The 20,437-nt window shown below is 39.1% G+C and carries 18 protein-coding genes and 1 tRNA gene; 17 read left to right on the top strand and 2 right to left on the bottom strand.

Going from position 1 to position 20,437, the window contains the following annotated elements:
* Window positions 1–187 precede the first annotated feature (187 nt).
* Both AC0QT1_RS01985 and AC0QT1_RS01980 read left to right on the top strand, forming a co-directional pair.
* The gene (locus AC0QT1_RS01985) at window positions 188–337 is read left to right on the top strand and encodes a hypothetical protein (RefSeq protein WP_473200158.1); all 150 of its coding nucleotides are present in this window, start codon (window positions 188–190) and stop codon (window positions 335–337) included.
* 472 nt (window positions 338–809) lie between these two features.
* Window positions 810–2,129 (top strand): PAS domain-containing sensor histidine kinase, encoded by a 1,320-nt coding sequence (locus tag AC0QT1_RS01980; protein ID WP_473201536.1) that lies wholly within the window; start codon window positions 810–812, stop codon window positions 2,127–2,129.
* Between the two features lie 2 nt (window positions 2,130–2,131).
* Here the strand turns inward: AC0QT1_RS01980 and mscL are convergent, their stop codons facing one another.
* Window positions 2,132–2,545 (bottom strand): large conductance mechanosensitive channel protein MscL, encoded by a 414-nt coding sequence (gene mscL, locus AC0QT1_RS01975; protein ID WP_473200160.1) that lies wholly within the window; start codon window positions 2,543–2,545, stop codon window positions 2,132–2,134.
* Between the two features lie 587 nt (window positions 2,546–3,132).
* Between mscL and AC0QT1_RS01970 the strand changes: the two genes are divergently transcribed.
* From AC0QT1_RS01970 to edd, 15 genes are all read left to right on the top strand, one after another.
* Entirely contained in the window at window positions 3,133–4,221 is a 1,089-nt protein-coding gene (locus AC0QT1_RS01970) for a quinone-dependent dihydroorotate dehydrogenase (RefSeq protein ID WP_473201535.1), read from the top strand.
* A 135-nt stretch (window positions 4,222–4,356) separates the two neighbouring features.
* Window positions 4,357–4,433 (top strand) — tRNA-His (locus AC0QT1_RS01965).
* A 545-nt stretch (window positions 4,434–4,978) separates the two neighbouring features.
* Window positions 4,979–5,287: a hypothetical protein gene (locus AC0QT1_RS01960; RefSeq protein ID WP_473201534.1), complete on the top strand. Its 309-nt coding sequence runs from the start codon at window positions 4,979–4,981 to the stop codon at window positions 5,285–5,287.
* A gap of 88 nt (window positions 5,288–5,375) precedes the next feature.
* Window positions 5,376–6,275 (top strand): hypothetical protein, encoded by a 900-nt coding sequence (locus AC0QT1_RS01955; RefSeq protein WP_473200163.1) that lies wholly within the window; start codon window positions 5,376–5,378, stop codon window positions 6,273–6,275.
* Window positions 6,276–6,566: 291 nt separating this feature from the next.
* On the top strand, window positions 6,567–7,400 hold the full coding sequence (locus AC0QT1_RS01950) for a hypothetical protein (protein ID WP_473200164.1): 834 nt from the start codon (window positions 6,567–6,569) through the stop codon (window positions 7,398–7,400).
* Window positions 7,393–8,280, top strand: coding sequence for a hypothetical protein (locus tag AC0QT1_RS01945; protein WP_473200165.1), 888 nt, complete (start codon window positions 7,393–7,395; stop codon window positions 8,278–8,280). Before AC0QT1_RS01950 ends, AC0QT1_RS01945 begins: the two co-directional genes overlap by 8 nt.
* 2 nt (window positions 8,281–8,282) lie before the next feature.
* Window positions 8,283–9,197, top strand: coding sequence for a hypothetical protein (locus tag AC0QT1_RS01940; RefSeq protein WP_473200166.1), 915 nt, complete (start codon window positions 8,283–8,285; stop codon window positions 9,195–9,197).
* Window positions 9,198–9,442: 245 nt separating this feature from the next.
* Window positions 9,443–9,802, top strand: coding sequence for a hypothetical protein (locus AC0QT1_RS01935; protein WP_473200167.1), 360 nt, complete (start codon window positions 9,443–9,445; stop codon window positions 9,800–9,802).
* The gene (locus AC0QT1_RS01930) at window positions 9,793–10,254 is read left to right on the top strand and encodes a hypothetical protein (protein WP_473200168.1); all 462 of its coding nucleotides are present in this window, start codon (window positions 9,793–9,795) and stop codon (window positions 10,252–10,254) included. Before AC0QT1_RS01935 ends, AC0QT1_RS01930 begins: the two co-directional genes overlap by 10 nt.
* Before the next feature lie 967 nt (window positions 10,255–11,221).
* Window positions 11,222–11,665: a hypothetical protein gene (locus AC0QT1_RS01925; protein WP_473201533.1), complete on the top strand. Its 444-nt coding sequence runs from the start codon at window positions 11,222–11,224 to the stop codon at window positions 11,663–11,665.
* A gap of 846 nt (window positions 11,666–12,511) precedes the next feature.
* A complete protein-coding gene (locus tag AC0QT1_RS01920) occupies window positions 12,512–13,939 on the top strand; it encodes a glutamine synthetase family protein (protein ID WP_473201532.1) in 1,428 nt (475 codons plus the stop codon).
* Between the two features lie 11 nt (window positions 13,940–13,950).
* The gene (locus tag AC0QT1_RS01915) at window positions 13,951–15,234 is read left to right on the top strand and encodes an NAD(P)/FAD-dependent oxidoreductase (protein WP_473200171.1); all 1,284 of its coding nucleotides are present in this window, start codon (window positions 13,951–13,953) and stop codon (window positions 15,232–15,234) included.
* Window positions 15,235–15,353: 119 nt separating this feature from the next.
* Window positions 15,354–16,829 carry a glucose-6-phosphate dehydrogenase gene (zwf, locus tag AC0QT1_RS01910; protein ID WP_473200172.1) on the top strand — a complete coding sequence of 492 codons (1,476 nt, stop codon included), beginning with the start codon at window positions 15,354–15,356 and terminating at the stop codon, window positions 16,827–16,829.
* A 10-nt stretch (window positions 16,830–16,839) separates the two neighbouring features.
* A complete protein-coding gene (pgl, locus tag AC0QT1_RS01905; RefSeq protein WP_473201531.1) occupies window positions 16,840–17,577 on the top strand; it encodes a 6-phosphogluconolactonase in 738 nt (245 codons plus the stop codon).
* Between the two features lie 67 nt (window positions 17,578–17,644).
* Window positions 17,645–19,468: a phosphogluconate dehydratase gene (gene edd / locus AC0QT1_RS01900; RefSeq protein WP_473201530.1), complete on the top strand. Its 1,824-nt coding sequence runs from the start codon at window positions 17,645–17,647 to the stop codon at window positions 19,466–19,468.
* Window positions 19,469–19,508: 40 nt separating this feature from the next.
* Here edd and folD read toward each other — a convergent pair whose 3' ends face one another.
* On the bottom strand, window positions 19,509–20,408 hold the full coding sequence (gene folD, locus AC0QT1_RS01895) for a bifunctional methylenetetrahydrofolate dehydrogenase/methenyltetrahydrofolate cyclohydrolase FolD (protein ID WP_473200175.1): 900 nt from the start codon (window positions 20,406–20,408) through the stop codon (window positions 19,509–19,511).
* Window positions 20,409–20,437 lie beyond the last annotated feature (29 nt).

Genomic DNA, 20,437 nt, shown 5'->3' with positions numbered 1-20,437 from the left:
ACGTATTTTATAGCTTTTCTTCTGTAGTGGACATAAGAAACGAGAGTTTTTTTTAGACGAAATGAAATATCGCAAGATATTGGAAGGGTGCTAGAAGTGCAAGTTTTATTGCATTAGATGGTTTAAAAGCATACCATTGAATTTTTATAGTTTCTATTGATATTATTGGTTTAGGCAAGGCTTTTTATTGGAAGATTCTCTGAAAGAAGAGATTTCTTTTGTCGCTAGCTTGGATGATACAACAATGTCTGTTGCAATAATTGATGAATATGCGATGGTTTTGAGGGCTTCTTCTCATTTTTCTGTTTTTGGTGAAACGGTCAAATTTCCGCTATAGACGACTGATAGTAAGATGACAGTCGAACTAATTTTACTCATAGCAGTGTGTTTACATAGGTTGGTATTCTTGAAATAAAATCAGTATTTTTTGCATGCCATTAAAATCAAATCAATTGGAGAATAAAGAGGCACTTTTTCATTTTATGCTAGAAATTTTTCTACAACGGTTTTACTTGGAAAATGGATAAAAATGGTTGATTTGGAGATATTTCAAAAGAATTATCTAAAACTTTTAGACTTTTATGGTTTTCTATTTTTAGATCTAATTTTGATAGACTTACCAGTAGATTTAATGATGAATGATATCAAATATAAGCGGTTTTATTGAAGCATTTTTACTTTGGAGAAAATAGGCCGTTCAGTAGACTTTTAATGATTATCCCAAATGACTCAAAGTTGAATTATTTGCTGTGCCAATTTTTGATGAAAGAGGGTAGTGTGAAGGATTTCATGGTTTTGGTGTTTTAAAGATGCAAGAAAAAGAGAAAAAAGATGAAAACTTGGAGGTAAAAAAATCAAGCCTTTCGGAGATAGAGCGTTCAGCTTTTCATGAAATTGCACAGCGATTGCGTGGAGAATTGCATTCATCTTTAGGATGTGAGCATTTCGGTAAAAAAACGATAGAGCCTTTATCAAATGCACAGGATTTGCCGGAAAATACAATAGAACAAGCGCTCATAAAAGAACCAGCAGTTGTTTTATCATTACTGGATACAGCGACTGATGGCATGTTTTGGTTGGATGGACAGGGTTTTATTCAAGCAGTCAGCAGTAATGCTTTGACATTGACCGGTTATGAGATCAATGAATTGTTGTCACAGCCATTATCATCATTATTTACTTTGCAAAGTTGTTCTTTGATTGAAAAGTATTTTAAATTAATCCGTATGAAAGGAAAATATCAGATTTTTAATGGTGGGGCGACACTTGAGTTAGTGACAAAAAGTCAAAAAAATATAACGGTTTCTATAACGATTGTACCTTTAGCACGGCAAGACAATTATGCTGTTATAGTGAATAATATGACAGGAGGAATTCTACCAGTAGATACAAAGGCAGAAGAGAATGAAAGGGTTGGAATTGTTCATGAAATGCGAACACCTTTAAATGCTCTCATTGGTTTTGCCGAAATTATGAGGGATGGCCGTTTCGGTACGATAGACAATGAGCGTTATCGCGGCTATTTATGTGATATTATCTCATCTGGAAAACATATATTATCACTGGTTAATCAGTTATTAGAATGCTCAAAAGCAAATTATTCTGGTTTAAATAACCAAAATAAAACGCTCCTTACAGCTGAAGCATTTGATGTGATAGCTTGTTTGCGTTCTAGTATGGCTTTTCTTGAAACACAGGCTAATCATAATGGCGTTATCATGCGTATTGCTGCTCCAGTTCATGTGCCATTTATTGGTGTATCACAACAGACATTTCGGCAAATTATATGGAATCTTCTTTCCAATGCCATTCGTTTTACACCATCGGGCGGGCAAATTATTGTTCATGTTTCTTATGGAAAAAAAGAACGTGTCAAGATTTCAGTGAGTGATAACGGTATAGGAATGAGTGATGAAGAGATTATGCAGGCATTAGAACCTTATGGTCAGGTAAAGCGCAAAGACGGACGATCTGGTGACAGCGCCTTTATGGGGACTGGTTTAGGACTCCCAATGTGTAAGGCAATGATAGAAGAAAGTGGTGGTCAATTTTTATTATTTTCAAAACCCAATCATGGAACAACTGTAGAAATGTTTTTTCCTGTGTTCCATGAGGAGAGTCACGAATAAAATTATTTTTTCTTGGCCAAAAGATCTCTAATTTCTGACAGAAGCTGTTCTTCTGGAGACATTTTTTTTGAATTTCCCTCTTCTTCTTCTTTTCGGCGCATTTTATTCATACCTTTAACAAATAGGAAAAGGACCCAAGCAATAATGAGAAAATTGATAAGTAAAGTTATAAAGTTGCCGTAGCTAATGGTTGCTCCGGCTGCTTTAGCAGCACTTAATGTAGCTTGTTTTTCACCGGCAAGTTGGATAAACATGTTAGAAAAGTCGATTCCACCTGTAATAAGTCCAATGATAGGCATAAAAATATCATTGACAATTGAATTGACTAAGCTACCAAAAGCTCCTCCTATAATCACACCGATTGCAAGATCAATCATATTACCTTTTAGGGCAAATTCCTTGAATTCTTTAAGCATTGCATCTTCCCCTTCATATAAAAGATATACGACAGTTTTAATTACCGCTTTCGATAGAAAAGAAAAGGGCGGTTTTTATTTTGTTGCTAAGATTATATTACAAAGATTAAAATTCTTGTCCAAGAGTATTTTAGCATGTTAGAAGGTCTAACACAGAGGTTCTGTTTGACTTTAAAATTAAAAATATCTCATGGAATTCAAAATGCTGGAGAGTTTTTAGTAGAAAGCTTTATTTTCTTTTTTCATTACAAATAGGAAACCGTTTTTGCTTTATAAAAGTGGTACAAAATTTTTTATGATAACATATTGAAAAAAGATATCTATTGTATGGGATTCTTGTTTTTCTTCTTATAGATTTTAATATTTGAACAATTTTGAAAGGGTAAGGAAGTTTTTTCAAAGACCAAACGGCTCGTTTTCTGCTCGGTGCATGTAAAAATAAATGTAAATGGCGAAGATATAATAAATTTTCTTGTAGAAGGGGAGGCGTTTTTATTGAGGTGATATGCTATCTTTATTGATAATTTTTTTATATTAAAAGATTTACGTGAGGTGTGGCGGATTAGTTTTATTTTGGAGAAGGATTGATGAGTTTTTTTCGTTGTATTGGTCGTTCCGCTTTATTTTCGTTGGATCCAGAACACGCGCACCATTTAGCGATTATCGCGCTAAAAAGTGGATTGAGCAGTTGTCAAAAGGTTTTTGATAAGCGTTTGTGTGTGACTGTTGCGGGTCTTGAATTTGAAAATTTTATCGGTCTTGCTGCGGGGTTTGATAAGAATGCAGAGGTTGTTGAGGCTATTTTTCGCTTAGGATTTGGCTTTACTGAAATTGGTACAGTTACACCAAAGCCCCAAACGGGAAACCCTAAACCGCGGCTTTTTCGTTTAAAAGAAGATGAAGCGATTATTAATAGAATGGGTTTTAATAATGATGGGCATAAAATTGTTTACGATAGACTTCGCACGTATAAAAAGACGGGTATTGTAGGAATAAATATTGGTGCCAATAAGGATACGGTTGATAAGACTAGCGATTATACTTCTGGTATTGCTCATTTTTATGATATTTCTGATTATTTCACAGTTAATATTTCTTCGCCTAACACACCAGGTTTACGTACTTTACAGGCTCGTGATAGTTTACATTTTTTGATGAATGCGATTTCGCAGGCGCGTAATGAACAAAAGAAAAAGTATGGATTTTCTGTTCCCATTTTTTTAAAAATTGCACCTGATTTATCAGAAAAAGAATTGGATGATATCGCTGAAGAAATGAAGCTTTCTGATTTTGATGGTCTCATTGTTTCCAATACTACGCTTTCACGACAAGGACTTAAAAATAGTCTACTAAGTGGTGAGGAGGGGGGGCTTTCTGGACGCCCACTCTTTGAGCGCTCTACTATTGTGCTTGCAAAAATGCGACAAAAATTAGGGAAGGAGATTGCAATCATTGGCGTTGGTGGTGTAAAAGATGCGCAAACGGCTTTGGAAAAAATCAAAGCTGGTGCAGATCTGATCCAATTATACAGTGGAATGGTCTATGAAGGGCCTAACCTCATTATAGCGATTCTAAAAGAAATTTTGCAACTGATACAGCAAGATGAGGTTGAAAATATAAGAGCTTATCGTGATCACAATGTTGAATATTGGGCAAAGCGTGCTCTTCCTTTGTAAAGGAATTCTTTTTTTGATAAAAAATGCAAGATTTTTTTAAAGGGGCTTGCAAACTCTTTTGATCTTCCTTATGTGACACAGACAAGGAATAAGTGTTTATGAAATAGTAAACAGTTATGATACATTTATTTTTAGGCGGTTGTAGCTCAGCTGGTTAGAGCGCTGGTTTGTGGCACCAGAGGTCGTAGGTTCAAATCCCACCAACCGTACCATTTATCTTGTTATAACTTTTCTAATTCTTATTTAGTGCGGTTTTTGCTGTGGTTAAAAGCCACAGTTATTGGCCTTTTTTGCCTTTGAGCCGTCACGGAGCAGAGACCTTGCGCGGATGATTTTTCTCAAATTTTGCCCAAAACGGAATGATATGATCAATAATCGCTTGAAATATAAACGGGTTAACTAAATCTATGCTTCTGATTGCAATTGCAACAATAAATATCTCTATCAGTATATTTATATACTTTTAGTATATTTTGTAAACCAAGAGAATCTTATCCGACTTTCATTATTATTGCTCATAATATAAACCATTAAGTTTAAACACATAAAATAAGTAAGCATAAATTTACTAAAATATCCTATATTTTTGACACAATGCCCTTGATTTTGTCAACTATATATTATAAATGCAAACTTGCATGAAAATGCATTCATATCTCCAGGGGTGTTTCGGTGGTTAATTATGGGTAAGCCATTCTGGCGCGGGGACATAAGTAAGCTTGGGGGATTTATTTATAAACTAAATTGGAGAAAATAAATGGGAAGTTCAAGTCGTTCGCGCGATTATTGCAGTGCCGATAATTTTAGTAGCAAATATAACTCTGGTACTGCGTTTGGTAGCAAGTATGGTGCTGGGGTTGGCCTTGTGGGTGGTATTGGCGTAGGAGTGGTAACGCGTAATCCTAATATTGGCATGTCCGCAGCAAGCTTGGGGTTAAGTGTAGGCGATCGATTCGGAGGCACCATAGGCGGTTATACTGGTTATGGTGTGGCTGCTGCTCAGTGTGGCACACAGTTTTTGGGTCAATCTATTGCTAATTCAGGTAGGATGTTGATGCACTTTTGATGTAGTTCTTTGAGTTATCCTAAAGCCTAGAACGGTGGTACTGTAAAAGGTGCCACCTTTATGTTTGGAATATTGCACAGGAGGATCTATGGGCGCGTTTGGTTTAGTGCTCGCTTATTTTTGTCTGTGGTTTGGCATGTATCTATTCTTCAAAACTATTGCTATTAATGGAAAAAGCATGTTATACAAGGGGAGCATGGTTGCATTCATAGTGGCGGCATTGGTTACTCCTCCCCTCGTGTATGTCTTTGAGTATATAGTCGGTGTGCCGATAACATCTCCTCCTATTATTATAATTATGTTCTTTCTTTCTTTTTGCATTGAATTTATACCCAATATAGTAAACAATATAAAGTGCTTTAGTTTATCCATTATCGCAAGTTGCCCCATTTTTTTCATCGCAGCTGGTTTTATTGTTATGAGTGATGACGTTCTGTTAGATTTTTTTGATCTGCAGCTTTCGAGCTATATTTATCTGCTTTTCATTATTCCGTTGATGATAGAGGGGGCTCGCTATGTCCTAATTGCTAAAGCTTTGAAGGAAAAATCTATGTCAATGCTAGATTTAAGCATTTGCATTGGCTGTGGGTTTGCCATAGGCGTCTTTTTTGTGTCATCACTGCTTTTATCAGACCTTCGAGAAATCTATCAACAGATAGGTTTTGCAAACAGGGAGGCAGTGAAAAAAATGTTTGATTATGCGGTGCTTGGTTTTGCTATTCTAACGGGCCAGGTTTTTTTGACATTTTTGATGGTTCTCTTTGTTACTACAAAGAAATATTATTGGTTGGTCCTTGATGTTCTTGCTGAGCTGTTTTTTAGCCTCTTTGTTTCTTATTCTGTAGCGTTTGTTCATACAGACGATAACTATGGAATGGTTATAAATTGGATTTGTTTGATGTATGTTGTTTATGTGTACGTGCGTTACATTAAATCAAAGAGTGTGAAGCTTAGCGTGATTAACCCGTTTAAAAGGAAAACTAAGTGAGAAGACAGGAGGCTATAGTTCTTTGGGTTATCCTAAAGCCTAGAGCAGCCAACCCAGGAGGGGCAGTTTCTGGAGCAATAGTAGGCGGGGTCCCGTGGCGCAGCTGCGGATATTGCTAAAGCTGGTTGGGATTGTGCTCGCTCTAAGTGATGAAATTGTTGTTTGACCTGGCTTTTTTAACAAGGTAAAGGCTTTGCTAAGGGGTACACTATCAGCCTCTTAGCAGGGAGTTTTTCTCCGGCAATAATATCTTGGTATGCTTGGGAGGGCAAGGCGCTTTAAGGAAATTATATGTCTGACTTAATTTTTGGAATGCTGCTTAGTTTTGGGATAAGTTCCAGCCCTCGTTTCCTTAAAAACAATGGCTTGTTGGGCGAGCGCGTCATTTTTGGGGGGCTAGCTGGCCTTTCCTGCGCTATCATCTTCGCTTATCCACATAGTGAAAGTGGGCTTCCAGACTTATCTTTGCTTTTGGTATGTTATCTTGCCATGCTTTTAATTCTGTACGAGCACTACTTATATAAATATTTAGTTCTTAGATTCTGTGGTGCAGTTGCTGCCTTGTGTATTGGGGCAGGTTTTGTATATTTGAGCTCTTTGTTGCCATTGCCTGCTTTGTCTGCTGCTAATAATAGCCAGCAGCAGGTGGTGCATTACATGAGTTTGGTTGCTGCAGACCATCCCTTTTTTATCCTTTTGATATCAGTTTTAACTGCGGAGCTTTTGCGTTTGTGGTTGCTTCGCGTATATAAGCCAGAATTAGCTGCGCGTGAGGTCCTTTATTTCGGGCTGGGCTGGGGTGTTCTAGACTTATGCTATAAGACCCTCCCAGCTCTTTTTCTTTACTTGAATTACCGTGTTGATAGGGCGCCACAAATGGTGGGCTATGTCGCATTTGAATCTTGTCCACAAGCGATCAGCTATCTTATTGCCGCGGGCATGATTGTATTGATGCATGTTGTAAATACGCGCTTTATGTATCTTGGTTTCCAAAATAAGCGCAAGGCCTATTTCTATCTGCCTTTTGTAATTCATTTTGCGGTTGGTCTTTTGTCTATGTTTGACATTTCTTCAGGCTATGCAATATTAATAAATTCTATTTCTGAGGCTTACAATAATGCTTGACAAATTGACATTATCTGTTATCGGCGCCGTTTTTTGTCTGGTGCTGATTATTTTTCCTTTGATGAAGAAAAAAACATTGGTTGAACGTTTGGTTTTCTTGCTCGTTGTTTTGTGTCTTGTTTTTCTTTATGTTTATGGCGCTGCGAGTTATTTTCCTTATTATGTTTTGGCGCTTTCGCTTATATTGGGGTACCGCTGGTTACTCTCTTTGGTTAAAGCGTTTAAAGGCACGAAGGCGATTATTGGGTCAAGCGCTGGTTGTTATGTGCTTTTGATTTTTTTTCTATACGAGTTTATGCGTATGATAGGCAGTTTGATTTTTGATTTTTCTGCTTATAGTACGCCTAATATTGTTTTTGCTGTTACTCTATTCCCTATAGGCATGGCGATTATGCAGTTTTTTTTGCTCTCTCATTGGGTGCCAGAGGATAATGGCAATGGTGTAGAGGCAGCACTGGGCGTGGGAATGGGGATTTGGGGGGCTTCTATAGGGCTTGCACTGCTTACATCTCTACCAGAAACTGTGAAAATCCTAAAAGGGGTTTTTAGTCTTGATAGGGACGCCTTACTTTCTTTACTTGAGACGGTAATATATTATACGTTTATTATAGGTCTGAATCTTTTATCAACTTTTTTAATGCTTGTGGTTTGCCTTGACAAGAAATGGCGTTTTTTTGTTCTTATCCTGCTTTTACAATGCTTGGCGGCTTGGGCGCGCTTTTCATGGCGGGCCGCTGAGCCAGAACTTCTTGCAATTGGGCATTATACAATCGCTACTATTCTTATGTTTGCTCTTATGCGGCAAATTTATGATTTTGTGCAAGACAGATTATCCATGAAGAAAAATAGCAGGTACGCTGTAGTAAATGAGGGGGCATAATAATGTTGGTTTTATTTATTACTTCGCTTCTCGCAGGCCTTATTTATGGCGCTGTCATTTATAATTTTTTTCGCTCTACATTTAGTTGGATAAATGTGCTGTTGAGCGGCATAGTTTTTGGGGTGATTGTTCTGTTAGTATGGCGTTACTCGGAAACAGAACATAAACTTGATGCCTTACGTTTACTGCAAGTGTTTGGCGTTGTTTTTCTTCTATGTGTGTTTCATCATTTTCTGAAGTTCAAATTGGTTGTCGCTGGTGCTGTGGGATGGTTTGTTGCTAGCTGCATTGCTGGCGGGTTTATTGCTTTTTGGGAGCAATCTGTAATAAAAACGCTTTATATGATGAGTATTGTTGAAACCAAGAGTCGTGCAGAGCAGGGGCTGGCGCTTGTTTTTTTATTTTTAACATTTACGTTTTTTTTTGTTGTAGCAGAAGAAGCCATGCGTCGTTGGTTAGTTACTAAGTTTTATCGGTGCTCGCCTAGTTTTTTGTGGCGTTTGCCGCTGAATATTGGCATAGGCTGGGGTTTATGCGAATTAGTTTATAAGGCGCTAGGGCCTTTCCTTGTTTATAATGGCTGGCCTATTCGATCTAGGTTATTAGCCAATGAGTATGTAATTTTTTATTCCTGGACGCAAGCGAGTATTTTTTTGTGTGCTTTAATGAGCGTCATACTCATGCATATTTTCAATACATGCTTGGCGTATCGTGGTGTTGTTACGCGCTCTAAATTTTATGCGTGTGCGCCTTTTTTTGTCCATGCTATTGTTAACTGTTTCGGTGCAACAGTGCTGGTTACAGATAAGGTTTGGTTTAATGTTGGGGGCAGCTTGTTTATTCTACTTTGTGTGATGTTGTTCGTATATTTTGAAAGCAAAAATCCTTTAATACAAAATATAAAATTGCGCGCTTAAAGTGTTGTAGAGTGATGAATAACTTTGTGTACTCTAAGTATGGCTAGAAAGCCTGATACGCGCTTTCTGTTCTGCAAAAAATAGAGAAGGTTAGCATCGACGTAACGCGTCCAGTACCAAGAGCGACGTCATTTCTGCACTAATCGGTGGGTTTTGTGCCACTGGCCCCGCGCATATGGGAGCCTGCAATATGCTATCATGCGACTTTCTAGTGTCCTCCATGAGATTGAAGCCGGGATCTTGAGGTGGCGGTAACGCATTATTGCAAAGACAAACCCTGGCTAGGGTTTGGTCATCCGATTATGCAACGGGATGTCCGGGCTGATTTCTTTTTTTTACGCTTTCAGGCGCCTATGCGCCCCTTCAGTTCGTTTGCGCGATCTATTTCGGACAATACAGGACTGCAACCCAATGTCGATTTTCTAATTGCAAGCATCATGAGCAAACATCGGGCTGCTCCTGAGCTGGGATTGTTGGCTTTTTTCGTTTGTCGTATGTCGATACTTCTCGCGCGCTATCAAGCGCGGTTTAGCTCTCATTCTTTCGGTTTATCATCAAAGGATTTAAGAGAAAAATATAAAAAGGTCCCCCAATCATGGCTATAAAGCATCGCACCGAGCCAAATTTCTTGGGTATATGTCAGAGTATCACTTTAATCGCACCGATGCGGGCTTGCGGGAAAATCGATATTTCTCACTGGGATTTAGCCCATAACTATTTGAAACAGGGCTTTTTACTCGAAGCCTTGCATCAGTTTTCAGTTCGATTCGTCACCATGGTGGTTAAAAACTCGGATCTCACTTATCACGATCTCCCTGTTATGGTTAAACAGTTTTTCTCTACCAGCCATTTTGATAGTGATCGGTTACGTGTTGAAGGACATATTGAACGTATTAATGAGGCCTACCGTCTTCACTGTAAGGCCAGCCCATACGACAATGGCGGGCCGTTATTGCGTAAGCAATCATCATTGTCGGTAGGGTCTGCTTCTCTGGCTCGTGTTCTGAGAAATTCGTTCTTCCATTACGAGGCGATTTATGTAAGATTTCCTCCGTAACCGGAGATTCTTGTACTTTTTCCTTCAATGTGCATCACCTGCTTTTTGAGGAATATTTCCCCTCCCGCGCCGTATGTCCTAGTTCACTATTGATTGAGTTGGTTCTGGCTTTGTCCACGCAGGGTAGGGTGAAAAATATCGCCTCTGTTGCGCTGAAAAAGGTAAAGTTCATTGAAGCAGTTTATCTCAGAAATACCTATCAGTTGACCATTAAACAGGATACAGAGTGTGCACTAGGTGGCGTTTTTTATATTCATATGGAAACTAAAAAACGAAGCACTTGCGGTAAGTTTTCTATCAAATATAAAAAGGAGGGTGCACCTTAACATAATAATCTCTTTTATTCCGTAGAGTATTTACTCCTAGGTTATCAATGGAAACGTTTTAACTTTGATCGAACGCTCTCTCATCTTAACTGTGATTTTATTGTCCATTATTACTGTGAACATTAAAATTGACCGACAGGGAGAACCAGTGATGATGACTAACATTCTGACAATTATTGTCCTGTTTGTTAATTATTTCGCTGGATAGTCTACACTTTTGCTGAACTACCCCACAGTTTTTTTGCTATCTGTCACTTGCTCTGGTTTCATTGATGAGCTTGCTGGTAAAGAGACCCTTTACCATTTTTTATGCCAGATTTTATGCCAGAGCTGGTGTTTCTGAAGAAAAACGCAAACATATCCTATTTTATCTCATCAATAAATATATTCCATGGATTTGGGTAATCATCTTTTTTGCCAATAGTCTCATAGCGGCTTTTTTTTTTCATGGATCCCCCAGCTTTTGTGGGTCACTATGGGTTTAATTTGTGCTAGTATTCTTTTTTCTAAATATTTTCCTAACATCATGCTATATTTTTATCGAGTCAAACACTATGGAGCATAATATGTCATTGTTGAATATTTTAACCGGAACCCCTTTATGGGTCTGAGCTTTGCTTATTTTTCTCATTACGAGGGGAATGAGCGCATTGAAAGATAGGGAAATGAAGGTTAACCGCCTTTTTCTATTGCCGTTAATCTTTCTTTTTTTGGGCGGAAGCGATGTGATTAACCAGCTGGCGTTCCCGCGCTGGGGAGCAGTCTCAATGTTGGTGGGACTGATGATCGGCGTTGGCGTTGGCTGGTTGCTCTGGCACGCCGCTCCGCGTTTAAAAATCAAAGAGGGAACGGATTTAATTATTCGGCCTGGTACACCGTTGACGTTGATATTTATTCTTATCACTTTTGTCATCAAATTCACATTGATTGCTTTTCTCCATGTTAAACCTGATTTGAAATATACATTTGATTTTAATCTTCTTTTTGGTCTTTTAAGTGGGTTCACTGGTGGTGTGTTGTGGGGCGGAGCATTAAATTTATATATAACATTTCGAAAGAATCCAAATGAATCCCTATACCATTAGCTATGGGTGCCTCCCATCAGAACTATCTCAATAGAAGCTTATTCTTAACAACAACGCTGCATATAAATGCAGCGTTGCCTCATAGTTTCAGATTTTTTGTTCCAGTGCGTGAATACGTGACGGAAGTGATATATCTGACTATGCCTCCCTTGGGGATAGAACGAGTCTAAAGGTTTAGAATGCTATGAGTTTAAGCTAGCTGGATTTTGAGCAGATGGTTTATCGCCAATGGTAAATCATTTTGTTTTACAATTCAAAAAGAGGATAGTGATGGTCTCATTGGCGTAGGTGGGCAAGAAAACTCTTAGCTTGGCAATGCGTCAACAGTTTGTAGAACTATGTTGTGGAACCCATACGCAAAGCGGTTGCTATGATGGCATGATGCTTTTGTCAAACATTATAATATGGTAGGAACAGATGTTTAAGGGTGCAACTGCGGGCACTGTACGACTCAGTAGCATTACATCTGAGTATTTAGGAGCGGCAGACTCCGTACAGTCCACGCGTACAATATGTGCAGCACGCTTGCGGGAATCAATGTGTTATTATTGCATTGTGCACGCAACCCTCTAGCTAGTAATTCCTTGGTAAGGCTGTTTTCGAAGCTGGTTGTAATTATCTGTGTGTTTTTAAAGAGAACGTTAGCACCGATGTATCGCGTGCAGTACCAATTTTTACACTATGTTTGATATGGCAAGCAGTTTATAATAGTTGTAAGGTTTCTTTCACCTTAATAGAAGTTGTGGCATTCTTTAAAAATTAGGTTGATAAAGTTTTTTCGTAACGTTCATGTATAGGGTGATACCATAAGAGCGAAGCTTGAATGTTTTTTTGAGTTGGTGTTCTATGGCTGTAAAAAATGGTGAACAAATGAAAAATAAGAGTTCTAAATCTGTTTCTGGTTTTCTCAAAAATTTACGTGGTGTAAAAAATTGGGAGCAAGTTTCGCAGTGGCTTGCTTTCCGTAATGTAGAAGATATTGAATGTATTACGCCTGATCAAGCAGGTGTACCGCGTGGCAAGATGATGCTTTCTAAAAAATTTACATCGGAAACATCGCTGGCATTGCCTTCAGCCGTTTTTGTGGCAACAATTTCAGGAGATTATCCTGAAGATGGCCATGGTTTTGAATATCCGAAAACAGATGGTGATCTACGTCTTGAACCTGATCTTTCGACGTTAAGCATTGTGCCATGGGAAGAGGCTCCTACCGCACAAGTGATTTGTGATCTTGTCTATCAAAATGGACAGGTTGTGGATTATACACCACGGAATGTTTTACGAACAGTGCTTGGTTTTTATACGAAAATGGGTTTAAAACCAGTTGTCTCACCAGAAATTGAGTTTTATTTAGTACAAAAAAATCCTGATCCTGATTATCCTTTAGTTCCTCCAGTTGGTCGTTCTGGACGTTCAATTGGTGGAGGGCAGGGGTATTCGATTGCGGGTGTAAATGAATTTGATGAGTTCATTGATGATATTTATCATTTTTCGGAAGCGCAGGGGTTAGAAATTGACACGCTCATTCATGAAGAAGGAGCCGGCCAATTTGAAATTAATTTACGTCACGGTGATCCAATTGAATTAGCTGATCAAGTCTTTATGTTTAAACGCACAATTCGTGAAGCCGCACTTAAGCATGATATGTATGCTACTTTTATGGCCAAGCCTATTCAAGGGCAGCCAGGTTCTGCTATGCATATTCATCAATCGGTTGTTGATAAAAAGACGGGTATGAATATTTTTACACAAGAAGATGGTGAGGAAAGTGTTTTTTTTCGCTATTTTATTGGTGGATTACAAAAACATATGGCAGGGGGACTTGTAATGCTTGCCCCTTATGTAAATTCTTATCGGCGTCTCATGCCTGATATTTCAGCACCTGTTAATTTGCGATGGGGATATGATAATCGTACCACAGCTTTTCGTGTTCCCCGCTCTGCTCCACAGGGGCGACGTGTTGAGAATAGACTTCCTTCATCAGATGCTAATCCTTATTTAGCTCTCGCAGCTTCTTTGGCTTGCGGTCTTATTGGATTACAGCAAAAGCTTGAACCTGATGAACCAACAATAAGTAATGTGAATACTGATAGCATTGAATTACCCCGTGGTCTCATTGAAGCGGTCAACTTATTTGAACAAGATACAGCGATACGTGCCATTTTAGGAGATGTTTTTGTCAGTACTTATGCTGCAATCAAACGACAAGAGTTCGAAACTTTTATGGAAGTGATTAGCCCGTGGGAGCGAGAGTATCTCTTGCTTAATGTTTAAGGTTTATCACGATGATTGATTATAATCCGATTTCTCCAGGAATTTCTTGGTATGAGGACACTTTAGACGAGCGTCCCTCTTATCCGTTTTTTAGCGAACAAATACAGTGTGATGTGGTTATTATCGGGGGTGGATTTACTGGGCTTTCTGCTGCCTATCATTTAGCTAAGGCTGGAGTCCAAGTTGTTTTATTAGAAGCTTCACGGTTTGGTGATGGAGCTTCAGGGCGCAATGGTGGGCAATTAGGAACAGGGCAAAGACAATGGGTAGAATCATTAGAGAAAAAATATGGTTTTGAACGAAGTAAGATATTGTTTGATTTAGCTGAAGAAGCCAAAAGAGATATTCTATCTTGGTGTGCAATGCCTGATTGTCAGTGTGATTTTATGGCAGGGCATCTTTCTGTTACCCATAAAAAACGCGAATTAGCATCTTATCAGCGACATGTTGAAGCGATGCAGCGTTATGGCTATGACGGTCTCACTTTTATGAACAGGAATGAAACAGTTAAACGGCTTGGTTCTTCTTTTTACCATGGTGGTATTTATGATGCACAGACTGGCCATATCAATCCCTTAAAGCTTGTTGTTTGGTTAGCAAAAAACGCAAAAAACGCTGGGGCTAAACTTTATGAGAAGACGAAAGTAATTGCGATAGAGCGCAATGGTGGCCATTATAGAGTAAAAACGGGACAAGGTAATATAACAACAGAGCATGTTTTATTAGCGACTAATGCATATAAACTTGGACTTCAGCATTTTGTTGAGAAAAAAATCTTTTCTATTCGCTCTTATATTGGAGCAACTGAACCGTTATCGCAAGAGTGTCCTATTCTTCAGGGGGGCGAGTCGGTAGATGATTCTCGTTTTATGGTTCGCTATTTTCGCAAAACTACTGATAATCGCTTATTATTTGGTGGAGTAGAAAGTTATGATAATCAATATCCTGTAAATTTAGATAGACGCATACGACGGCAGATTTTTGAAATTTATCCTCATCTCCACTCTATAAATCTAACCCATCATTGGGGAGCGACAGTTGCTATCACTGTTGAACGGTTGCCTTATGTTCGCCAACTTTTTTCCGGTGTAACTTATTGTGGTGGTTATTCGGGGCATGGGGTTATACTTGCTCCTTTTATAGGGAAGTTATATTCTGAGTGGCTAACTGGGAAGCGTGAGCGTTTTGCGTCTTTTCAAGACTTAAAGATTTCATCTTTTCCAGGTGGAAAAGTTTTGCGTTATCCGCTTGTTTTTTTGGCTATGCACTGGTTTTCTTTGATGGATAAGTTTTAACGAGGCACTCTTTGAAACGGAGAAAATGAGTGGCTTGTTTCATATCTATCTGCTTTAATGATTGAAGTTTCTATAAATTTTTTGAACTGTTATAATTAAATGGGAAGAGAGACAAATTTATGGTAAGTAAAATTATTCCAGTCTCTCCCTTTGATTGTATTGTTTTTGGTGGCAATGGCGACTTAACATCACGCAAGCTTATGCCTGCTCTTTATCATTGTCAGTGTGTTGGACAATTGAGTGATCCGACGCGTATTATTGGGGTTTCTCGCTCTTCGTTAAGTCGTGAAGAATATCAAAATTTTGTTCGTGCTTCTCTAGAGAAACATGTTCAACCAAAAGATCTCAACCTAATTGAACTGAATCGTTTTCTTGCGCGTTTAATCTATGTTTCTGTGGATATTACATCAAATCGGGGATGGCAAGATCTTGCTCTTTTACTATCAAAAGATCCAGCTGATATTCGAGCTTTTTATTTAGCGGTTGGTTCGCCACTTTTTGGTAATATTGCGATGAGATTAGGACAAAATGGTTTGGTGACACAGCAAACACGGATTATCATTGAAAAACCTATTGGTCGTGATGTAAAAACAGCAGTAGAACTCAATGATATATTTGCAAGAGCATTTGATGAAGATCAGATCTTTCGTATTGATCATTATCTTGGCAAGGAAACAGTTCAAAATTTAATGGCATTGCGGTTTGTTAATACACTTTATGAACCGTTATGGAATTCCAATTATATTGATCATGTCCAGATAACAGTTGCTGAATCGTTAGGATTGGAAGGGCGTGCAGAATATTATGAGAGTGCAGGTGCGCTACGCGATATGGTACAAAACCATATGCTGCAATTGCTCTGTTTGGTTGCTATGGAAATACCATTTACCAATAGAGCAAATGCGGTACGTGATGAAAAATTGAAAGTTTTGCATTCTTTGACACCCCTTGATGTTCATAATGTAGAGCAAAATACTGTGCGTGGGCAATATCTGGCTGGTGTCTTGAATGGTATCTCTGTAAGATCTTATTTTGATGATTTGGGGAAAAAAGTCAGTGAGAGCGAAACATTTGTAGCGCTTAAGGTTAAGATTAATAATTGGCGTTGGGCGGATACACCTTTTTATTTACGAACTGGTAAGCGTCTGTCCACGCGGATGTCTGAAATTGTTATAGTTTTTAAACCCATCCCTCATAATATTTTTGATGAGAATTCAGATGAGGTTTTTTCTAACAGACTTGTTATTCGTCTCCAGCCTGATGAAGGTGTAAAACAGTGGTTGATGATTAAAGATCCAGGTCCTGGTGGTATGCGATTTCGTCATATTCCATTAGACATGAGTTTTGCGTCTGCATTTTCGCAGCGTAATCCTGATGCTTATGAACGGCTATTAATGGATGTTATTCGTGGAGATCAAACACTGTTTATGCGTCGTGACGAAGTTGAGGCTGCTTGGCGTTGGATTGATCCTATTCTTGAGGGATGGCAAGCAATAAAGCAGCCAGTTCATGGATATAGAGCTGGTTCATGGGGGCCCTCTGCTTCGACACTTTTGATGGAACGTGATGGGCGGGTATGGAACAATTTAGTTTAGAGCAATAAGTATGCATGGAATAAATATTGACCGTTTGAATTTTGAAACACCTACAGATTTAGCGTTAGCATTGGCTGATCGCGTTGCAGCAGAGCTTAGTGTGGCTGTTCTTGAGCGAAAACGGGCGATTCTAGCAGTTTCTGGTGGTAACACACCGGAATTGTTTTTTCATTATTTATCAAAAGCTGATATTGATTGGCAAAATATTATCATCACGTTAGTCGATGAACGCTTTGTACCAGCTCATCATGAACGTTCAAATGAACATCTGGTACGCCGTCATTTGTTACAAAATTTTGCGGCTCAAGCACATTTTGTAGGACTTTATCATAAAGCAATTACTGTTGAACTTGCTGCTTTTACGGCTGCTAGTCGTGTCAATACTTTGCCTAGACCCTTTGATGTTATTGTTTTAGGAATGGGGATTGATGGACATACTGCTTCCTTTTTTCCTGATGCGCATCGTTTAAAGCAAGCACTTGATCTTCAAACACAGGCACTTGTTTTACCACTTCATGCAAAAAGTGCTCTTGAGCCAAGACTGACACTGACTTTGCCAGTTATAATACAATCTCGTTGCATACTTCTCCATTTTGAAGGTTTTCAGAAACGCGAGTGTTTTGAAGTGGTTTGTCAGGAGGGATCTGAAATGGAAATGCCTGTTCGGGCGGTTTTACGCAATGCTCATCACCTTGTTCAGGTTTATTGGTCTCCAAGTGAAAATGAAACAAGTGAAGCGAAAACATGATAGAGATGTAAGTGGTACGCAATCTCTTTTTAATGGTTGGAAGCGTAAATGCAAGGGGGGAATAAACATGGCACTTTCCAAGATAATAGCTTCGGTTACACGAAGGATTTATGAACGTTCTCTTCCAACGCGAGAAATTTATTTAGATCGTATTGCTAAGGCGCAAGAAAAGCGTCCCAAGAGAAGTTTTTTGGGATGTTCCAATCAGGCTCATGGTTTTGCTGCTTGTGGTCAAAGAGACAAAGAGCATTTGAAGCATAATATTGTCGGCAATATTGGTATTATTACTGCGTATAATGATGTTCTTTCAGCACATCAACCTTTTGAATATTTTCCTCACTTAATTAAAGAGGCTGCCCGTATGTTTGGTGGTGTTGCACAAGTAGCAGGTGGTGTTCCTGCGATGTGTGATGGTGTAACACAAGGAAATGTGGGGATGGAGCTTTCTCTTTTTTCGCGTGATGTAATTGCAATGGCGACGGCTATAAGCTTATCACACGATATGTTTGATGCTGCACTGTATCTTGGCGTGTGCGATAAGATTGTACCTGGTTTAGTGATTGGAGCGCTGACATTTGGTCATTTACCAGGAATTTTTATTCCAGCTGGTCCCATGACAAGTGGTCAAGGCAATGATGAAAAAGCGAAGATACGCCAGCTTTATGCAGAAAATAAAATAGATCGTCAAACATTGCTGGAATCAGAATCCCGCTCTTATCATGGGCCTGGAACATGTACATTTTATGGGACTGCTAACTCAAATCAGGTGATCCTAGAGATGATGGGGATACATATGCCGGGAAGCTCTTTTATCAATGCAAATACACCGTTGCGTGATGCGTTAACACGGGAAGCCACCCAGCGTGTACTTGCAATGACAGCACTGGGCGATGATTATAGACCACTTGGTATGATAGTTGATGAGCGTTCTTTCGTAAATGCTATTGTAGGATTAAATGCGACAGGAGGATCTACCAACCATACGATTCATTTAATTGCCATGGCTGCTGCTTGTGGTATTCAATTGACATGGCATGATATAGCAGAAATTTCGTCAGTGGTCCCTCTTTTAGTGCGAATTTATCCTAATGGTTTGGCTGATATAAATCATTTTCATGCTGCTGGTGGAATGGGTTTTGTTATTCGAGAGCTCATTGAGGCAGGGTTAGTACATGAAAATGTCTGTACAGTTTTTGGCAAAGATCTCAATGCGTATGTAATTGAAGCAAAACTTGGTTCTGATGGTAGTGTGGTGCGTGAGCCCGCTCTCAATGAAAGTGGTGATCATAAGATATTGGTAGGGTGGAGAAAGCCGTTTCAAGCTGATGGTGGTATTCGCGTTTTGTCGGGTGATTTAGGCACAGCTATTATTAAAGTTTCATCTGTTAAATCTGATCGTTGGCGAATTGAAGCTCCAGTTTTTGTCTTTAATGATCAAGAGGCACTACAAGAGGCTTTTAAATCTGGGGTATTAAATAATAAAGACTTTATCGCTGTTATTCGTTATCAAGGGCCAAAAGCAAATGGTATGCCAGAGCTTCATAAATTAACAACAATTTTAGGCATTTTACAAGATCGAGGTCAAAAGGTAGCATTGGTAACGGATGGACGTATGTCAGGTGCATCAGGAAAAATTCCTGCTGCAATTCATGTAACACCAGAAGCTTTGGACAATGGTCCCATTGCGCGTTTGCAAGATGGTGATATCGTCTGTCTTGATGCTCATGTGGGTAAATTAATTATTTTGGAAGATTTGTCAGAATTTAATGCACGAACGATCACTCACCCCGACCTTTCAAAAAATGAATACGGTGTTGGACGTGAACTTTTTCGTCTTTTTCGCCAATCCGTTAATCGTGCAGATCAAGGGGCATCTGTTCTTATGGCATGAATAAAGTAATATTTATTGCAATGAAGGTATACCAAACTTCTTAGAATTTGGGTACAGGAAGATTGTGTGCTCGAGCGGCGGCTTTAAGCGTATTAACCATGAGCATGGCAATAGTCATAGGTCCAACCCCTCCTGGAACAGGAGTGATTGCGGCAGCTTTCCCTTTTATTTCTTCAAAATCGACATCCCCGACAAGACGCGTCTTGCTTCCCTCTTTCTCTGGAGTTGTAATGCGATTAATACCAACATCAATAATAATAGCACCATTTTTAACCCAGTCTTTTTTAATCATTTGTGGGTGGCCTACAGCTGCTACTAAAATATCGGCACTACGACAGACATCATCAAGGTCACGGGTACGGCTGTGGGCGATTGTGACAGTGGCATTGGCTGCTGTTAAAAGGGCTGCCATAGGCTTTCCGACAATATTAGAGCGGCCAATGACAACGGCATCAAGACCAGATAAATCTCGTCCACATTGTTGTTCAATCATCATCATGGCACCAGCTGGTGTACAGGGAATAATAGCGTCTTCAAGGTCATTAGCAGCAAGTTTTCCTACATTGATATAATGAAAGCCATCAACATCTTTTTGGAAAGCAATAGCTTGTGTTATGCGGTTTGTATTAATATGGGGTGGTAAGGGGAGCTGTACTAAAATGCCGTGGATTTTAGGGTCAGAATTTAATGCTGCAATATGTTGGAGGAGTTCTTGTTCTTGTGTTTCTTTGGGAATCATCTGTTTGATTGAAAAAAAACCACATTCTTCGGCTTTTTTACTTTTTGATGCGACATATACCTGACTTGCGGGGTCGTCTCCGACAATAATAACAGCGATACCAGGTTGTATATTATAATTATTGCGGAGTTTTGCTGTTTCAGCCTTCACTTTCACAATAATCTCTTCAGCAAGCTTTTTTCCATCGATAATATTATTCATTGAGAGAGATCCTTTCGGTAGAGGGCTGT

It is taken from the genome of Bartonella sp. P12B, assembly GCF_055796185.1.
This window is presented reverse-complemented; position numbering and strand designations above follow the sequence as displayed.

What these genes read in the sequence shown, in the direction of transcription:
- pgl (WP_473201531.1), top strand. Translation starts at nt 16,840, where the DNA reads ATGCATGGAATAAATATTGACCGTTTGAATTTTGAAACACCTACAGAT.
- AC0QT1_RS01930 (WP_473200168.1), top strand. Translation starts at nt 9,793, where the DNA reads ATGGCTATAAAGCATCGCACCGAGCCAAATTTCTTGGGTATATGTCAG.
- AC0QT1_RS01945 (WP_473200165.1), top strand. Translation starts at nt 7,393, where the DNA reads ATGCTTGACAAATTGACATTATCTGTTATCGGCGCCGTTTTTTGTCTG.
- edd (WP_473201530.1), top strand. Translation starts at nt 17,645, where the DNA reads ATGGCACTTTCCAAGATAATAGCTTCGGTTACACGAAGGATTTATGAA.
- AC0QT1_RS01955 (WP_473200163.1), top strand. Translation starts at nt 5,376, where the DNA reads ATGGGCGCGTTTGGTTTAGTGCTCGCTTATTTTTGTCTGTGGTTTGGC.
- AC0QT1_RS01970 (WP_473201535.1), top strand. Translation starts at nt 3,133, where the DNA reads ATGAGTTTTTTTCGTTGTATTGGTCGTTCCGCTTTATTTTCGTTGGAT.
- zwf (WP_473200172.1), top strand. Translation starts at nt 15,354, where the DNA reads ATGGTAAGTAAAATTATTCCAGTCTCTCCCTTTGATTGTATTGTTTTT.
- AC0QT1_RS01960 (WP_473201534.1), top strand. Translation starts at nt 4,979, where the DNA reads ATGGGAAGTTCAAGTCGTTCGCGCGATTATTGCAGTGCCGATAATTTT.
- AC0QT1_RS01950 (WP_473200164.1), top strand. Translation starts at nt 6,567, where the DNA reads ATGTCTGACTTAATTTTTGGAATGCTGCTTAGTTTTGGGATAAGTTCC.
- AC0QT1_RS01920 (WP_473201532.1), top strand. Translation starts at nt 12,512, where the DNA reads ATGGCTGTAAAAAATGGTGAACAAATGAAAAATAAGAGTTCTAAATCT.
- AC0QT1_RS01980 (WP_473201536.1), top strand. Translation starts at nt 810, where the DNA reads ATGCAAGAAAAAGAGAAAAAAGATGAAAACTTGGAGGTAAAAAAATCA.
- AC0QT1_RS01940 (WP_473200166.1), top strand. Translation starts at nt 8,283, where the DNA reads ATGTTGGTTTTATTTATTACTTCGCTTCTCGCAGGCCTTATTTATGGC.
- AC0QT1_RS01925 (WP_473201533.1), top strand. Translation starts at nt 11,222, where the DNA reads ATGAGCGCATTGAAAGATAGGGAAATGAAGGTTAACCGCCTTTTTCTA.
- mscL (WP_473200160.1), bottom strand. Translation starts at nt 2,545, where the DNA reads ATGCTTAAAGAATTCAAGGAATTTGCCCTAAAAGGTAATATGATTGAT.
- folD (WP_473200175.1), bottom strand. Translation starts at nt 20,408, where the DNA reads ATGAATAATATTATCGATGGAAAAAAGCTTGCTGAAGAGATTATTGTG.
- AC0QT1_RS01915 (WP_473200171.1), top strand. Translation starts at nt 13,951, where the DNA reads ATGATTGATTATAATCCGATTTCTCCAGGAATTTCTTGGTATGAGGAC.